This window comes from Shimia sp. CNT1-13L.2 (assembly GCF_024331145.1).
Lineage (GTDB): Bacteria > Pseudomonadota > Alphaproteobacteria > Rhodobacterales > Rhodobacteraceae > Shimia.
This window is the reverse complement of the sequence record NZ_JANDJO010000001.1, coordinates 311,954-326,689: the sequence shown is the minus strand read 5'-3', so window position 1 is coordinate 326,689 and position 14,736 is coordinate 311,954. Positions and strand designations below refer to the sequence as shown.

At 63.6% G+C, this 14,736-nt stretch carries 13 protein-coding genes; 8 read left to right on the top strand and 5 right to left on the bottom strand.

Features of this window, described 5'->3' with window-relative positions; all coding sequences use genetic code 11:
• Positions 1 to 38: 38 nt before the first annotated feature.
• The 3 genes from NNA36_RS01635 to NNA36_RS01625 form a co-directional block, all read right to left on the bottom strand.
• The gene (locus tag NNA36_RS01635; RefSeq protein ID WP_255103621.1) at positions 39 to 512 is read right to left on the bottom strand and encodes a hypothetical protein; all 474 of its coding nucleotides are present in this window, start codon (positions 510 to 512) and stop codon (positions 39 to 41) included.
• 9 nt (positions 513 to 521) lie between these two features.
• Positions 522 to 1,073 carry a hypothetical protein gene (locus tag NNA36_RS01630; RefSeq protein ID WP_255103619.1) on the bottom strand — a complete coding sequence of 184 codons (552 nt, stop codon included), beginning with the start codon at positions 1,071 to 1,073 and terminating at the stop codon, positions 522 to 524.
• 110 nt (positions 1,074 to 1,183) lie between these two features.
• Positions 1,184 to 2,140, bottom strand: coding sequence for an aspartate carbamoyltransferase catalytic subunit (locus NNA36_RS01625; protein ID WP_255103617.1), 957 nt, complete (start codon positions 2,138 to 2,140; stop codon positions 1,184 to 1,186).
• 180 nt (positions 2,141 to 2,320) lie between these two features.
• Here NNA36_RS01625 and NNA36_RS01620 point away from each other — a divergent pair, with 180 nt between their 5' ends.
• The 5 genes from NNA36_RS01620 to NNA36_RS01600 all read left to right on the top strand — a co-directional run bounded on the left by NNA36_RS01620 (position 2,321) and on the right by NNA36_RS01600 (position 9,274).
• Positions 2,321 to 3,103, top strand: a complete 783-nt coding sequence (locus tag NNA36_RS01620) for a uracil-DNA glycosylase family protein (RefSeq protein WP_255103615.1) — start codon at positions 2,321 to 2,323, stop codon at positions 3,101 to 3,103.
• On the top strand, positions 3,100 to 3,714 hold the full coding sequence (locus NNA36_RS01615) for a metallophosphoesterase (RefSeq protein ID WP_255103613.1): 615 nt from the start codon (positions 3,100 to 3,102) through the stop codon (positions 3,712 to 3,714). The genes NNA36_RS01620 and NNA36_RS01615 overlap by 4 nt, the downstream gene beginning before the upstream one ends.
• A 74-nt stretch (positions 3,715 to 3,788) precedes the next feature.
• Positions 3,789 to 4,331 (top strand): molybdenum cofactor biosynthesis protein B, encoded by a 543-nt coding sequence (moaB, locus tag NNA36_RS01610; protein ID WP_255103610.1) that lies wholly within the window; start codon positions 3,789 to 3,791, stop codon positions 4,329 to 4,331.
• Positions 4,332 to 4,422: 91 nt separating this feature from the next.
• Positions 4,423 to 5,880 carry an efflux RND transporter periplasmic adaptor subunit gene (locus NNA36_RS01605; RefSeq protein ID WP_255103608.1) on the top strand — a complete coding sequence of 486 codons (1,458 nt, stop codon included), beginning with the start codon at positions 4,423 to 4,425 and terminating at the stop codon, positions 5,878 to 5,880.
• Positions 5,881 to 5,884: 4 nt separating this feature from the next.
• Positions 5,885 to 9,274, top strand: a complete 3,390-nt coding sequence (locus NNA36_RS01600; RefSeq protein WP_255103606.1) for an efflux RND transporter permease subunit — start codon at positions 5,885 to 5,887, stop codon at positions 9,272 to 9,274.
• Positions 9,275 to 9,281: 7 nt separating this feature from the next.
• Here NNA36_RS01600 and NNA36_RS01595 read toward each other — a convergent pair whose 3' ends face one another.
• Positions 9,282 to 10,088: a protein-disulfide reductase DsbD domain-containing protein gene (locus tag NNA36_RS01595; RefSeq protein WP_255103604.1), complete on the bottom strand. Its 807-nt coding sequence runs from the start codon at positions 10,086 to 10,088 to the stop codon at positions 9,282 to 9,284.
• 178 nt (positions 10,089 to 10,266) lie between these two features.
• Here NNA36_RS01595 and NNA36_RS01590 point away from each other — a divergent pair, with 178 nt between their 5' ends.
• Entirely contained in the window at positions 10,267 to 10,821 is a 555-nt protein-coding gene (locus NNA36_RS01590) for a YqgE/AlgH family protein (RefSeq protein ID WP_255104382.1), read from the top strand.
• Between the two features lie 76 nt (positions 10,822 to 10,897).
• Here the strand turns inward: NNA36_RS01590 and NNA36_RS01585 are convergent, their stop codons facing one another.
• Positions 10,898 to 11,857: an L-threonylcarbamoyladenylate synthase gene (locus NNA36_RS01585; RefSeq protein ID WP_255103603.1), complete on the bottom strand. Its 960-nt coding sequence runs from the start codon at positions 11,855 to 11,857 to the stop codon at positions 10,898 to 10,900.
• Between the two features lie 113 nt (positions 11,858 to 11,970).
• Between NNA36_RS01585 and NNA36_RS01580 the strand changes: the two genes are divergently transcribed.
• The gene (locus NNA36_RS01580; RefSeq protein ID WP_255103600.1) at positions 11,971 to 13,689 is read left to right on the top strand and encodes an acyl-CoA dehydrogenase; all 1,719 of its coding nucleotides are present in this window, start codon (positions 11,971 to 11,973) and stop codon (positions 13,687 to 13,689) included.
• A gap of 20 nt (positions 13,690 to 13,709) precedes the next feature.
• A complete protein-coding gene (locus NNA36_RS01575) occupies positions 13,710 to 14,732 on the top strand; it encodes an MBL fold metallo-hydrolase (protein WP_255104380.1) in 1,023 nt (340 codons plus the stop codon).
• Positions 14,733 to 14,736: the final 4 nt, after the last annotated feature.

Sequence of the window (14,736 nt, the reverse complement as noted above, 5' to 3'; positions counted from 1 at the left end):
GCCCTTGTTTCACCGGACCCGCGTGTCCGGCCCGAAGATCAATGAGGGGTCGCGGCCAAAGTGGCAAGTCGCGCGGTGCGCGCCGCGTCAATTTTATCGCGCACTGTGGCGGAATTGGGAAGGAACAGCATGACGGTGGCGGTGCGGTTGGCAAACTGCAGTTTCACGCCCCACCACATCCAGCGGGTGACGCGGGTGATCTCTTCAAGCGGGGCGATGCCGGGATCGTCGGGCGCGTCACCGCGACAGAAGATCAGGCGCTGGTCGGTCAGGACCCATGTGTCCCCGCGCCGGTCCTGCCATTCGGCATAGTCGTCCAGCACGAGGATATAGACCAGCGACCCTAGGAGTGACGCGGCCAGCCATGCGATCACGCCGAAGAACACGATGACCGGCAACAGTGCGATTGTGGTGAGGGCGGCAACGAAGAGCAGCTTGCGCAGGAAGATGCGGAAGGCGGGGCGCCATGTCTCAAGCCGGGTTTCGTGGTCGAAGATCAGGTCGTCCTGCATCTGTCGCCCCTATGTCAGCAAGAGGAACAGGATAACGCCGATCAGCAGCGCGGCGACGGGCAGGGCGAGGATGGCCCACAACAGGGTAAGATGCGGGTTGGATTTGGCGGAGCCGGGCGTTTCGACCACACCCCTGGCGGCATCCGAGGGCAGCGGCGCAAAGGTGACGGGGGCGGTTTCTTCCTTGTAGGTCCCGATCCAGCGAAGCGGCGCGCGGGGGGCAAGGGTCTGGGCGAACCCGTCAAAGGCGTTCGACAGGATCACCAGCACCCAGCCATCAATCGCGTCGAGCCGCAGGGTGTCTTCAGTCACATCCGCCTCGGCGATGCCAAGGCCCTGCACCATGTAGCCGCGCAGGCCCAGCTCTTCGAGGTCCCTGACGGGGAAGAGTTCGATGAAGTCTTCGTCGAGATAGGAGGCGCCAAGTGCTGCCTTGAGAGGCCAGGCAACAAGATCGCCGTCTTCGTTGGTGTCGGGGGTGCGGAAGGTCTCGATCTCTTCGGCAGGAAGGTCCACCGCGAACAGGCGCACGAGGCCGCGTTCGGTGGCAGAGACCTCCATCCGGCTCACCCGCCGATCCAGACGATCAGACCAACCATCGCGAACATGACGATCAGGGCGACGGTGGCCACGCGGCCGCTCATTTTCGGGTCTTTGGGGTCTTCCATCGATCAGGCCTCGACCGGTTGTGCGGCGCGGCTGGCGCGCAGGTTGCGGGCCAGAAGGTCCATGGCGGCCATGCGTACGGCGACGCCCATTTCGACCTGCTCCTGGATCACCGAGCGGTTGATGTCATCGGCGATTTCGCCGTCGATCTCGACGCCGCGGTTCATCGGGCCGGGATGCATGACGATGGCGTCGTCCTTGGCATTCGCGAGTTTCGCGGCATCAAGGCCATAGCGGTGGTAGTATTCACGTTCGGACGGAATGAAGCCGCCGTCCATGCGTTCGCGTTGCAGGCGCAGCATCATCACCACGTCAACGTCTTTCAGGCCCTCGTTCATGTCCTCGTAGACCTCGACGCCGAACTCGCCGATCTGGCTCGGCATCAGGGTGGGCGGGCCGATCAGGCGGACACGGTTTTCCATCTTGCCCAGCAGGATCAGGTTCGAGCGCGCCACGCGGCTGTGGGCGATGTCGCCGCAGATCGCGATGTTGAGGCGATGCAGGCGGCCCTTGGCGCGGCGGATGGTCAGCGCATCCAGAAGCGCCTGCGTGGGGTGTTCGTGCTTGCCGTCACCGGCGTTCAGCACGGCGCAGTTCACCTTTTGCGCCAGCAGATCGACCGCGCCGGAATGCGGGTGTCGCACCACCAGAAGATCGGGGTGCATGGCATTGAGCGTCAGCGCGGTGTCGATCAGGGTTTCGCCCTTCTTGATCGACGAGGCCTGCATCGCCATGTTCATCACATCCGCCCCAAGGCGTTTGCCGGCCAGTTCGAAAGAGGCCTGCGTGCGGGTCGAGTTCTCGAAGAACATGTTGATCTGCGTGAGGCCGGTCAGCGCATCGGAATGCTTCATCTCGCGGCGGTTCAGATCGACATACTGATCGGCCAGATCAAGGATCGCGGTGATCTCTTCGGGACGCAGATGCTCGATCCCCAACAGGTGTTTTTGATGGAACCCCATGGCCCGCTCCTTATCCGGATGTTTGACTGCTTATAGAAAGGCCGCAGGTGCGGGGCAAGAAGACCCATGGGCTTCAATGCACCAAAAATACCTCCGGGGTGAATTGCCCCGGATGGGGCAAGAGGGGCAGCGCCCCTTTGTGCCCTTCCGGCCCCGTGACCAACGCGATAGGGTGGCGGCATGGAATCGGCCCTCGACTATTACACGGCGCGTGCCCTGCTGGAGTGGCAGGTAGACCTTGGGGTGACCGAGGCGATGCTGGATGCGCCGCTGAACCGTTACGAGGCGCCGAAGAAACAGCCCAAGCCGGTCAAGACACCCGAGGCGGAAGCGCCGATTGTGGCGGCCCCGAAGATCGATCCCGTGGTCGAGGCAAAGGCCGCGGTGGAGCGGGTCAAGACGTTGGACGAGCTGAAGGCGGCAATGGCGGCGTTTGATCACTGCGAGCTGAAGAAAGGCGCGCGCAACCTTGTGTTCTCGGACGGCAATCCGGCGGCGCGGGTGATGATCATCGGCGAGGCGCCGGGGCGGGACGAAGATCGTCAGGGCAAGCCGTTTGTCGGCCGTGCGGGGCAGTTGCTGGACCGGATGTTCGAGGCGATCGAGATGGGACGCGAGGCGCCCCTGTCGGCGCAGTCGATCTATATCACCAACGTCTTGCCGTGGCGGCCACCACAGAATCGCGATCCGCTGCCCGAGGAAATCGCCATGCTGGGGCCGTTCCTGCAACGGCATGTCGAGATCGTCGCGCCGGATGTGATTGTTCTGATGGGCAATATTTCCTGTCAGGCGGTGCTTGGTCGGCGCGGGATCACCCGTTTGCGCGGCAACTGGCAGGAGGCCTTTGGCAAGCCGGTGATGCCGATGTTCCATCCGGCCTATCTCTTGCGGCAGCCGGGGGCGAAACGCGAGGCCTGGGCGGATTTGCTGAGCTTGCAGGCCAAGTTGCGAGAGCTTGCATGAAGGTTCTGGCCTTTTCCGATCTGCATCTGGGGGCCGCCCATGCGGCGCGGCTGGTGGAGGCGAGCGGCGAGGTGGATCTGGTGCTGGCGGCGGGGGATTTCTGCAATGCGCGGCACGGGCTAAACAGCGCGATGGAGATGCTGGCGGATCTGAAGGCGCCGGTGGTTGCCGTGCCGGGAAACTGCGAGAGTTTTGAGGAACTGCAAAGTGCCGCGCCGGAAGGGTGGTATGTGCTGCATGGGTCGGGTGTCGAGATCGATGGGATTTCGGTGTTCGGGTTGGGCTATGGCGTGCCGGTGACTCCCTTTGGTAGCTGGTCCTGCGATCTGGACGAGGCGCAGGCGGCCGCGCTGCTGGATGGCTGCGCACAGGCCGATGTGGTGATGACCCATTCACCGCCCAAGGGGATCGCGGACCGGACCTCGACTGGGCTTTCGGTGGGCTCAACCGCCATTCGCGACGCCATTGCCCGGGTGCAGCCGCAGCTGGCGGTCTGTGGCCATGTACATGATTGCTGGGGCGAAGAGGGGCGGATCGGCGCGAGCCGCGTTGTGAACCTTGGCCCGGCTGGACGTGTGTTCGAGGTTGCCCCGGCTGGGGCGGCCTTGTGATTTCGTGGTCGGGGCAAGCCCGGCCTGCCTATTGACTGTCCCCGTCCTGTGGCGGGGTTATCTGGAGCAAGGTGATGCCCCGTTTCGATGAAAACAAAGAGTTTATCCCCGTGCGTATCGCGGTTCTGACCGTGTCGGACACGCGGGGGCTTGATCAGGACAAGTCTGGCGACACGCTGGTGGGGCGGATCGAAGGGGCGGGGCACCTGCTGGCGGATCGCAAGATCATCCGTGACGAACGTGACGAGATCGCGGCCCAGCTTTGGGAGTGGTGTGCCAATCCGGATGTGGATGTGATCATCTCGACCGGCGGCACGGGCCTGACCGGGCGCGATGTGACCGTCGAGGCGCACCGCGACGTCTATGAGAAGGAAATCGAGGCGTTCGGTACGGTCTTTACCATGGTGTCGATGCAGAAGATCGGCACCAGCGCGGTGCAGTCGCGGGCGACGGGCGGGGTGGCGAACGGCACCTATCTTTTCGCGCTGCCGGGATCTACCGGGGCCTGCAAGGACGCCTGGGACGAGATTTTGCAGTACCAGCTGGATTACCGGCATCTGCCCTGCAACTTCGTGGAAATATTTCCGCGTCTTGACGAACATTTGCGACGGAAGTGATCCGTTCCTACGTAAAGACACGTAATACTTGGCAAAACCGCCTGTAAGGCGGATGATGTCGTGCGACTGACGCCAGCGATGAAAGGCCAGCATGCGTTTCTTGAGACAAAGCCTTGTGGGGATGTTCCTTTTGGCCGTGACCATCGGCCTTCTCGTCTATGCCGGGCAGATGGTCTGGGGCGCGGTGTCCGAGCGGATGGCGCGGGAAAACCGGCCGCCGCAGGCGCGCGAGCGGCTGTTTGCGGTGAACGTGGTCGAGGCGCGCGCTGACCGGATTGCGCCGGAACTGGTGGCCTTTGGCGAGATCGAGAGCCGCCGCAGTCTTGAATTGCGGGCCAAGGCTTCGGGGACGATCGTGCGGCTGGATGATGCGGTGATCGAAGGCGGACAGGTTGCGCAGGGGCAGTTGCTTTTGCAGATCGACCCGACGGTTGCGCAGTTTGCGCTGGATCGGGTGAACAGCGACCTGCTGGATGCCGAGGCCGAGGGGCGTGAGGCCGCGCGTGCGCTGGAGCTGGCGCAGGCAGAACTTTTGGCGGCGCAGGAGCAGGCCCGCTTGCGCACGCAGGCGCTTGGCCGGCAACAGGATTTGCAGGCGCGTGACGTGGGCACGGCCGCGGCGGTCGAGGCGGCGGAACTGTCGCTTGCATCGGCCAATCAGGCGGTTGTGGCCCGGCGGCAGGCGGTGGCGCAGGCCGAAGCGCGCATTGATCAGGCGGCGACCCGTCTGGAACGCACCCGGATTGCGCAGGCCGAGGCCAAGCGGGTGTTGGCGGAAACAAGCCTGTTCGCGGAATTCAGCGGCACGCTATCGGATGTGTCGGTGGTGAAGGGTGGCTTGGTGACGCCCAACGAGCGGCTGGCGACATTGATTGATGCGACGGCGCTTGAGGTGTCGTTCCGGGTGTCGACGCCGCAGTACGTGCGGCTTTTGGATGAACGTGGTGCCCTGCATCCGGCGAAAGTGCGGGTGATGTTGGACGTGATGGGCGAAGACCTGACGGCGACCGGGGTGATCTCGCGCGAGGGGGCGATCGTGGGCGATGGCCAGACCGGCCGCCAGATCTTTGCCCGGCTGGATGCGCCGCGTGGCCTCAAACCGGGTGATTTCGTGACTGTGCGTGTGCGCGAGGCGGAAATTGACGGGATCATCGAACTGCCGGCAAGTGCGCTGGATGCGCGGGGCCGCGTGATGGTGGTGGGTGACCAGGATCGCCTTGAGGCGGTCGAGGTGGACCTGCTGCGCCGTCAGGCCGACATCATCCTGGTGCGCAACAGCGGGCTTGAGGGCAAGATGGTGGTGGCGCGTCTGACGCCGCTGCTTGGGCCGGGTATCCGGGTGAAGCCGCTTGTGGATGGGTTGCCTGTCGCCGAGGCTAAGCCGGATGTCGTGTCCCTAAGTGATGCGCGGCGGGCCGAGTTGATTGCCTTTGTCGAGGGCAACAAGCGCATACCTGCCGAGATGAAAGAGCGTTTGCTGGGCGCCTTGGCGCAGCCGCAGGTGCCGGCGCAGGTGATTGAACGGCTTGAAAGCCGGATGGGAGGCTAAGCTGATGCGCCGCCTGTCCCAGCCCACCAGCGGATTGCTGTCGTATTTCACACGCCACGGGACGGCGGCGAACCTGTTGCTTGTGGTGCTCGTGGTGGCCGGCCTGATGGCTTTTCCGAAGATGCGGGCGCAGTTCTTTCCCGATGTGGTTGTTGACTATGTACGCGTGAGTGTCGACTGGGAAGGAGCCGGGGCCTCGGACGTGGACAACGCCATCGTGCAGGTCATGGAGCCCGCGCTTTTGGCGGTGGAAGGCGTGGAAAGCACCGAGTCCCGCTCGGTTGAAGGCAACGCGCGGATCACGCTGAACTTTGAGCCGGGCTGGGACATGGCGCGGGCCGAGGATTCGGTTGAGGCGGTGGTGGATTCCATCGACACCCTGCCGGAAGAGGCCGAAGAGCCGACAGTGCGGCGCGGGGTCTGGCGGGATCGGGTGACGGATGTGGTGATCACCGGACCCTTGGACCCGGAGCAGCTTGGCCAGTACACCGATGAATTCGTGGCGCGGCTGTTTGCCGAAGGGGTGACGCGCACAACGATCCGTGGTTTCGCCTCGCCCGAGACGCTGATCGAAGTGTCGATGGTCGACCTGATGACTCATGATCTGAGCATTGCCCAGATCGCGGCGGCGATTGCGCAAGAGGTGAATGCCGATCCGGCGGGGGCGGTGGATGGAGCCAATGCGCGGGTACGTACGGGGATCGAGAAACGTGCACCGGACCAGATCGCGGAGATTGTGCTGCGCTCGAATTCGGATGGCAGCAAGTTGACGATTGGCGATGTGGCCACGGTGAGGGTCGAGGCGGCGACGCGCAAGCGGGCCTATTTCGTGGGCAATGATCCCGCGATCTCGATCCGGATCGACCGCAGCGACAAGGGCGATGCCATCGGCATTCAGGAGACCGTGGAAGAGGTGGCTGCCGAGATGCAGGCAACCCTGCCGCAGGGTACGACGATCGAGTTGATCCGCACCCGTGCCGAGGCGATCACGGGGCGTTTGAATATCCTGCTGGACAACGGGGCTATGGGGCTGGTGCTGGTATTGTGCCTGCTGTTCCTGTTCCTGAACGCGCGTATCGCCTTTTGGGTGGCAGCGGGTATTCCGACAGCGATGCTGGCCACTGTGGCGATGATGTTTGCCTTCGGGTTCACCATCAACATGATCTCGCTGTTTGCGCTGATCATCACGCTGGGCATCGTGGTGGATGATGCCATCGTGGTGGGCGAACATGCAGATGCGCGGGCGCGACGGTTGGGCGAGGCGCCCTTTGTCGCCGCCGAGAACGCGGCGCGGCGTATGGCGATGCCGGTGTTTTCATCGACCCTGACAACGGTGATCGCCTTCTTTGGCCTGACGGTGATCAGCGGGCGTTTCGGCGAGTTGATCGCGGATGTGCCCTTCACGGTGATCGTGGTTCTGCTGGCGTCGCTGGTGGAATGCTTCCTGATCCTGCCGAACCACATGGCGCATGCGTTGAAACATACGGTGAAGGACCATTGGTACGACTGGCCGTCGCGCAAGGTGAACCAGGGATTCCGTTGGGTTCGCGAAGTGTTGTTCCGCCCCTTCATCCGTTTCGTGATTTGGGCACGCTACCCCGTGCTTGGGTTGGCGATTGTGGCGCTGGCGTCACAGCTGGCGTTGTTCATCCAGGGGGACGTGAAGTGGCGGTTCTTCAACGCGCCGGAGCGGTCTTCGGTGACGGGCAACTTCATCATGCTGCCCAGTGCGACGCGTCAGGACGCCGAGGAAATGCGCCGCGAGATGCAGCGGGCGACCGAGGCGCTGGCCAGGGAATACGAAGAGAAATACGGCACCAACCCGCTTGATTACGTGCTGACCCAGCTGGGGGGCACGGCGGGCTATGTGGTTGGCGGCTCGGATACGCTGGACCCCGACCTGTTGGGCGGGATCGCGATCGAGCTGATTGATCCCGACCTGCGGCCCTATTCGAGTTTCAAGTTCGTGGCCGACCTGCAGGGGGCCGTGGTCAAGCATCCGCTGGTTGATACGCTGAGTTTCCGGGGCTTCCGCTCGGGGCCGGGCGGGGATTCACTGGACGTGCAGTTTTATGGCGCGGATGCCCAGACGCTCAAGCAGGCGTCGGAAACCCTCAAGACGGCGCTTCTGGAATACCCCGAGGTTTCGGCGGTGGAGGACAATCTTGCCTATGACAAGGAAGAGCTGATCCTTGAGCTGACGCCGCAGGGGCGGGCTCTGGGCTTTGCGATTGACGATCTGGGGCGGGTGTTGCGGCATCGGCTCAATGGGCGGGAGGCTGCGACCTATCCGGACGGGCCGCGCAGTGCGGCGATCCGGGTGGAACTGCCTGCGGGCGAGCTGACTGCCAACTTTATCGAAGCGACGCGGATGCGCACGCCAGGCGGTGAATACGTGCCGCTGGCTGATCTTGTGACGGTGGAGCGGCAGACCGGGTTTTCGACGGTGCGGCGTGAGAACGGCATTCGCCTGATTAACGTGACGGGCGACATCTCGCAGGATGATCCGGCGCGCGCGGTCGAGATCGAGCGGGTTCTGGAAGAGGTGATCCTGCCGGGCATTGCCTCGGAGCTTCAGGTCGACTGGGATCTGGCGGGTCTGTCCGAGCAGGAAGACACTTTTCTTCAGGATGCGCGGTTTGGCCTGATCATCTGTCTGATGGGGATCTACCTCGTGCTGGCCTGGGTGTTCTCGAGCTGGGTGCGGCCCGTGGTCGTGATGGCGATCATTCCCTTTGGCCTCGTCGGGACGATCTATGGCCACTATTACCACGAGGTGCCGCTGTCGATGTTCACGGTGGTGGGGCTGTTGGGGATGACGGGGATCATCATCAACGATTCCATCGTTCTGGTGTCGACGATTGACGAATATGCCGAGGAACGGGGGCTATTCCCCTCGATCATTGATGGCGCGGCAGACCGGTTGCGGCCGGTGTTCCTGACAACGGCGACGACGGTTCTTGGGCTGGCACCGCTGCTGAGTGAAAAGTCGCAGCAGGCGCAGTTCCTCAAGCCAACGGTGATCACGCTGGTTTACGGGCTTGGGTTCGGGATGGTGCTGGTGCTGCTGGTGGTACCGTCGCTCTTGGCGGTTCAGGCGGATATCCAGCGGCAGGTGACGGCCCTGCGCCGGGCGGCTGTCTCGAAGGCGCTGGGCGGTGGACTCTGGGCGCTGGGTGCGCTGTTGCTGGCCTGGGCCGGGGTGACCGTGGGTGCGCAGGCCGTGACCGGCGCGCCGTTGCCGTTTGTAAGCCAGCTTCTCCCGATGCTGGTCGGGGCGGAGGCTGTCGTGGTGCTTGGGGTCTTTATCCTTGGCGCGGCGCTAGCCTGTGTGCTGGCCTATTTCCTTGCGCGGATCACCTTTGAGCTGCGCCAGAGGATGAACGCGGGCTGAGAGAGGATCAGCCCGGTTTGCAGCCGGAAATGTCGACCGCGTGTTTTTGGCCCAAAACCGTGAAGCGCAGGGCGGAGCGATCCACCATGAAGGGCTCTGCGTTGCCGTGCAGCACTTCAGTCTGGGTGACCAGCGTGTTGCCTTCGCGGTGGGTCTTGCCCTCGGCCACCCAGAGACGCGGGTTGCCGGTTTCCATCACGGCGATTTCGGGCGCACCGGCGCTTGGCATCTTGATACGCGCAGTCACGCGCAGCCCGTCTTCGATGGGAGAAATGCGGCAGGTGACGTCCTTGACGCCGGCCTCCTCCGCCGAGAAGGGGCGATTGGCGATGGCGGCGGTGATCTTGGGATCGCGCTTGACGAGATCCGGTGTCAGCTTGGCCGAGACGCGCAGGCGCTGTGGCACGCAGATGTCGCGGCAGACACCGATGTCGAGCGTGGCCTTGAGGCGCACGGCCTTGCCATCGCGGCGCGGATCGATGCGCACCGGCAGGACCAGTTCTTCGGTATAGCCGATCGAGCGCATGCCGTTCTGCGAGAAGACCTCGGGGGTGGGCCATGTCACCTCGGCGCTTTCGAGGTTGCCTGACCCGCTCCAGTCCAGAAGCGGGGGGATGCCCGCATCGCCCGGCGCGCGCCAGTAGGTTTTCCACCCCGGATTGAGGGTGATGCGCAGGGCGGCCATGTGGTCTCCGCTTTCGGTGCGCCAGCCGGGCAGCACTTCGGCCTGCACGACGCGGTCGAAGGATTGCGCCTGAGCGGTGACGGCAGCAAGGGAGGTTCCCAGAGCGAGGAAAAGGGCAGGTAGTTTCATGACTCTTTACTTGGGGGATGACGGGGCGGTTGCCAACTCACATTCGGGCGAGGAAATACGTGATCTCTGTAACATCCGGGTGGATTTTATGCACGCGGGGCTTGCAGAGACGGGGGGAGAGGCGCATCTTGGAAGGGAAAGGGAGAGGCGCACCTTGAGCGAAAAACCTGAAGCACAGATGGACCTTACGGGAAAAATCCTGATCGCCATGCCGGGCATGGGAGATCCGCGTTTCATGAATTCTGTGGTTTTGTTATGCGCCTACAGTTCGGATGGGGCGATGGGCCTGATCGTCAACAAACCGCTGGCGCAGATGGGTCTCAAGGACCTGATGGAGCAGCTTTCGATCAAGATGGCGGCGGATGACGGGGATGCTGGGCTGTATTTTGGCGGTCCGGTCGAGACGGGCCGGGGATTCGTGCTGCATACACCGGACTATAATTCCGAGATTTCGACCTTGAAGGTGAATGACGCCTTTTCGATGACGGCCACGCTGGACGTGCTGGAGGATATTGCCAGCGGGGATGGTCCCGAAGCGGCGCTGGTGGCGCTGGGCTATAGCGGCTGGGGGCCGGGGCAGCTTGAGGGGGAGATCGCGGCCAATGGCTGGCTGATTGGTAATCCCTCGCAGCAGTTGATTTTCGGGGCCGCCGATGGCGAGATCTGGAGCGATGCGATGAAGGATCTCGGGATCGACCCGATGCTGTTGTCGGATACGGCGGGACACGCCTGAGATGGGCTTGGGGGGCGTTGCCCCCTCTCGGGCCTGCGGCCCGTTCACCCCCAGAGTATTTTTCGTGCGATGAAGATCAGGGACGTGGCGCAGCGGCGCGGCGCAGGCGATCGTTGATGGCGCGGCCGAGGCCGTGATCCGGGATTGGCGAGACGGCGATGGTCTCAGGGCCAAGCGCATCCATGGCATGCAGATGGTGGAACAGGTTGGCGGCGGCTTCGGTCAGGTCGCCCGCCGGGGAGAGGTTCATGGTGGCCTCGACTGGTTCGACTGGGCCGAAGCCGAGCAGCATTTCGCCTGCGTTCAACGTGGTGGCATTGAGACGTATCGAGGCGCCGGGCGCATAGTGCGAGGTCATCTGGCCGGGTGCGGTGAGGGGATCGCCGGACTGGTGGATCGCAAGCTCTGCGCCAAGGGCCTGTTCCAGGGCTTCGACCGGCAGGCCGCCGGGGCGCAGCAGGGCTGGGGTGCCGGCAAGGCCGAGGATGGTGGATTCGAGGCCAACGCCGCAGGCACCGCCATCAAGGATGGCGTCGATCCGGCCGGAGAGGCCCTTGTCGACATGTTCGGCCGTGGTCGGGCTGATCTTGCCGGAAGGGTTGGCCGACGGGGCGGCGACGGGGCCGTCGAATTCCGCGAGAAGGGCGCGGGCGACCGGGTGTTCGGGCACGCGGATGGCCAGCGTGGGCAATTCGGCGGTGACCAGCGGGGACAGGCCGGTGTCGTGGCGGATCGGCAGCACCATGGTGAGCGGGCCGGGCCAGAAGGCCGAGGCCACGCGATCGGCGGTTTCGCTCCATTCGACATAGCGTTTGGCGGTCTCCACCGAGTCGACATGTACGATTAGCGGGTTGAAACGGGGGCGTCCCTTGGCCTCGAAGATACGGGCGACGGCCATGTCGTTGCGGGCATCGCCGCCGAGGCCATAGACCGTCTCGGTCGGGAAGGCGACGAGGCCGCCCTCGGCGAGGATGGCGCTGGCGCGGATGTATCCGCCTGCATCGGGCAAGAGTTTTGCTGTTTCCAAGGCGGCCATCCCGTGACGCTGCGTTCTTCTTTGATAGGACAATTGGTACCCTGTACCGTAGGGCGCAAACCTGCATACAAGCGCCGAAACTTAAAGCCAAGCCGCAACTTTTGGAGAGTGCCATGCCCTATCGCGCCCCCGTCCCGGACTATCAATTCCTGTTCGAGCATGTCGTCGACCTTGGTCAGGTGACAGCCACCGAGCGTTTTGCCGAAGCTGACAGTGACGTGGTTGATGCGATCCTGATCGAAGCCGGGCGCATGTGTGAAGAGGTCATGCATCCGGTGCAGCGCAGCGGCGACGAACAGGGCGCGGTTCTGGAAAACGGTGTCGTGCGCACCTCGCCGGGCTTTGCTGAAGCCTATGGCCAGATCGCCGAAGGGGGCTGGATCTCGACCAGCGCGGACCCCGAGTACGGTGGCATGGGGCTGCCGCACACGATCACCACGGCGGTCAACGAGATGATGTCGGCGGCCTGCCTGTCGCTGCAGTTGAACCCGCTGATGACGCAGGGCCAGATCGAGGCGCTGGAGCACCATGCAAGCGACGAGATCAAGGCGATCTACCTGCCCAAGCTGGTGTCGGGGGAATGGTCGGGGACGATGAACCTGACCGAGCCGTCGGCCGGGTCTGACGTGGGGGCGTTGCGCTCGAAAGCCGAGCCGAATGGCGATGGCTCTTACGCGGTGACGGGTCAGAAGATTTTCATCTCCTGGGGCGACAACGACTTTACTGGCAATGTCTGCCACCTGGTTCTGGCGCGCCTGCCGGACGGGGTGCCGGGCACCAAGGGCATCAGCCTGTTCATCGTGCCGAAGTATATTCCGGACGAGAACGGTGAACCCGGTGTGGCCAACACTCTCAAGGTGGTGAGCCTCGAGGAGAAGATGGGCCTGCATGGTTCGCCGACTGCCGTGATGCAGTTCGACGGGGCGCAGGGCTGGTTGATTGGTGAGGCGCATGACGGGATGCGCGCCATGTTCACCATGATGAACAACGCGCGCCTTGGCGTTGGCTGTCAGGGCATCGGGGCCGCGGAAGGGGCGTTCCAGCACGCCTTGGCCTACGCCCAGGAGCGCAAGCAGGGCCGGTCGCCGATTGCTGATGGCACCGGCACGATCATGGATCATGCCGACGTGCGCCGGATGCTGACCACGATGAAAGCGGATATCTTCGCGGCGCGGGCGATTGCGCTGTCCTGTGCGGTTGCGATCGACATGGGTACGGCGACCGGTGACAAGGACTGGAAGGCGCGCGCGGCGTTCCTGACACCGATCACCAAGGCCTTTGGCACCGACACGGGCATTTCGGTTTCGGAGATGGGTGTTCAGGTGCATGGTGGCATGGGGTTCATCGAGGAAACCGGTGCGGCGCAGTATTCCAAGGACGTGCGCGTGACCGCGATCTACGAGGGCACCAACGGCATTCAGGCGATGGACCTTGTGGCGCGCAAGCTGATGGATGGCGGCGAAGCGGCCTATGCGATCCTCGAAGAGATCGAGGCCAATGCGGAAGCGGCGCGGTCGACATTGCCGGAGCTGGCCGAGCCGGTCTGGGAAGCCACTGAAACGCTGCGCGAGACCACCGAGTGGCTGGTTGCGCAGGAGAACCTGAATGACCGTTTTGCCGGTGCGGTGCCGTTCCTCAAGGGGTTTGCCCGCGTGCTGGGCGCACATTTCCATCTGAAGGCGGCCATGGGTGAGGGCGCATACGGCGCGCGCACCAAGCTGGCGCGGTTCTATATCACCCGCCTGCTGCCGGAACATGCGGGTCTGCTGGCACATGCTGTGCGTGGGGCGGAAGACCTTTATGCGCTGAGCGCTGACGAGCTGGTGGCGTGAAGGACGCCGTGGTGAACGGTATCCGCTATCCGTGGGAGACGCCCCCGGCAGAAGGTGAGGCCATCGAGGTGGCCGAGGGGGTGCTGTGGATGCGCCTCCCGCTGCCGCTGGCGCTGGATCATGTGAACATCTATGCGCTGGATGACGGCGATGGCTGGACCATCGTCGACACCGGTTTTGCCTCGAAACGCAGCAAGGCGATCTGGGGCAAGCTGTTGGCGGGGCCTTTGGCTGGCAAGCCGGTGACGCGGGTGATCGTGACGCATCACCACCCGGATCATGTGGGCCTTGCCGGGTGGTTCCAGACCGAACACGGCGCGTCGCTTTGGACATCGCGCACCGCGTGGCTGTTTGCGCGGATGTTGCAGTTGGACGAACAGGCGGTGCCGACGCAGGAAACCATGGCCTTTTACAGGGCCTGTGGCATGGACGAGGACTATTACCGGGAGCGTGCCAGCGAGCGGCCCTTTAACTTTGCGGATGTTGTCGACCCCATGCCGGTGGGGTTCAAGCGTCTCAAGGAAGGGGACGTTGTGCGAATCGGTGGCCGTGACTGGGACGTGCATGTCGGCAACGGCCATGCGCCCGAGCATCTCACGTTCTGGAGCCGGGATGACAATCTCGTGATGGCGGGTGATCAGATCCTGCCTTCGATCAGCTCGAATATCGGGGTTTATGCCACGGAACCGGATGCCGATCCGGTCGGCGACTGGATGGAATCCTGTGAGCGCCTCTCGCAATACGCGCGGAACGACCATCTTGTTCTGGGCGGTCACAAAGTACCTTTTACAGGGCTGCCGATGCGGATGCGCCAGTTGATCGAGAACCACCACGGTGCGCTGGACCGGCTGCGGGATCATCTTGAGACGCCGAAGACCGGGGGCGAGTGTTTCCTGCCGATCTTCAAGCGCAACATCGAGGGCGCGGCCTATGGGCTGGCGCTTGTCGAAGCGATTGCCCACCTTAATCATCTGTATCATGTTGGGGAGGTAACGCGCACCAAACGCGAAGACGGTGCGTGGCTCTGGCAACGAAAAGGGTGAGTGA

Bases quoted from the DNA above. Each gene is read 5' to 3' on its own strand.
- NNA36_RS01595 (WP_255103604.1), bottom strand. From the start codon at position 10,088: ATGAAACTACCTGCCCTTTTCCTCGCTCTGGGAACCTCCCTTGCTGCC.
- NNA36_RS01590 (WP_255104382.1), top strand. From the start codon at position 10,267: ATGGACCTTACGGGAAAAATCCTGATCGCCATGCCGGGCATGGGAGAT.
- NNA36_RS01600 (WP_255103606.1), top strand. From the start codon at position 5,885: ATGCGCCGCCTGTCCCAGCCCACCAGCGGATTGCTGTCGTATTTCACA.
- NNA36_RS01615 (WP_255103613.1), top strand. From the start codon at position 3,100: ATGAAGGTTCTGGCCTTTTCCGATCTGCATCTGGGGGCCGCCCATGCG.
- NNA36_RS01605 (WP_255103608.1), top strand. From the start codon at position 4,423: ATGCGTTTCTTGAGACAAAGCCTTGTGGGGATGTTCCTTTTGGCCGTG.
- NNA36_RS01630 (WP_255103619.1), bottom strand. From the start codon at position 1,073: ATGGAGGTCTCTGCCACCGAACGCGGCCTCGTGCGCCTGTTCGCGGTG.
- moaB (WP_255103610.1), top strand. From the start codon at position 3,789: ATGCCCCGTTTCGATGAAAACAAAGAGTTTATCCCCGTGCGTATCGCG.
- NNA36_RS01580 (WP_255103600.1), top strand. From the start codon at position 11,971: ATGCCCTATCGCGCCCCCGTCCCGGACTATCAATTCCTGTTCGAGCAT.
- NNA36_RS01635 (WP_255103621.1), bottom strand. From the start codon at position 512: ATGCAGGACGACCTGATCTTCGACCACGAAACCCGGCTTGAGACATGG.
- NNA36_RS01585 (WP_255103603.1), bottom strand. From the start codon at position 11,857: ATGGCCGCCTTGGAAACAGCAAAACTCTTGCCCGATGCAGGCGGATAC.
- NNA36_RS01625 (WP_255103617.1), bottom strand. From the start codon at position 2,140: ATGGGGTTCCATCAAAAACACCTGTTGGGGATCGAGCATCTGCGTCCC.
- NNA36_RS01620 (WP_255103615.1), top strand. From the start codon at position 2,321: ATGGAATCGGCCCTCGACTATTACACGGCGCGTGCCCTGCTGGAGTGG.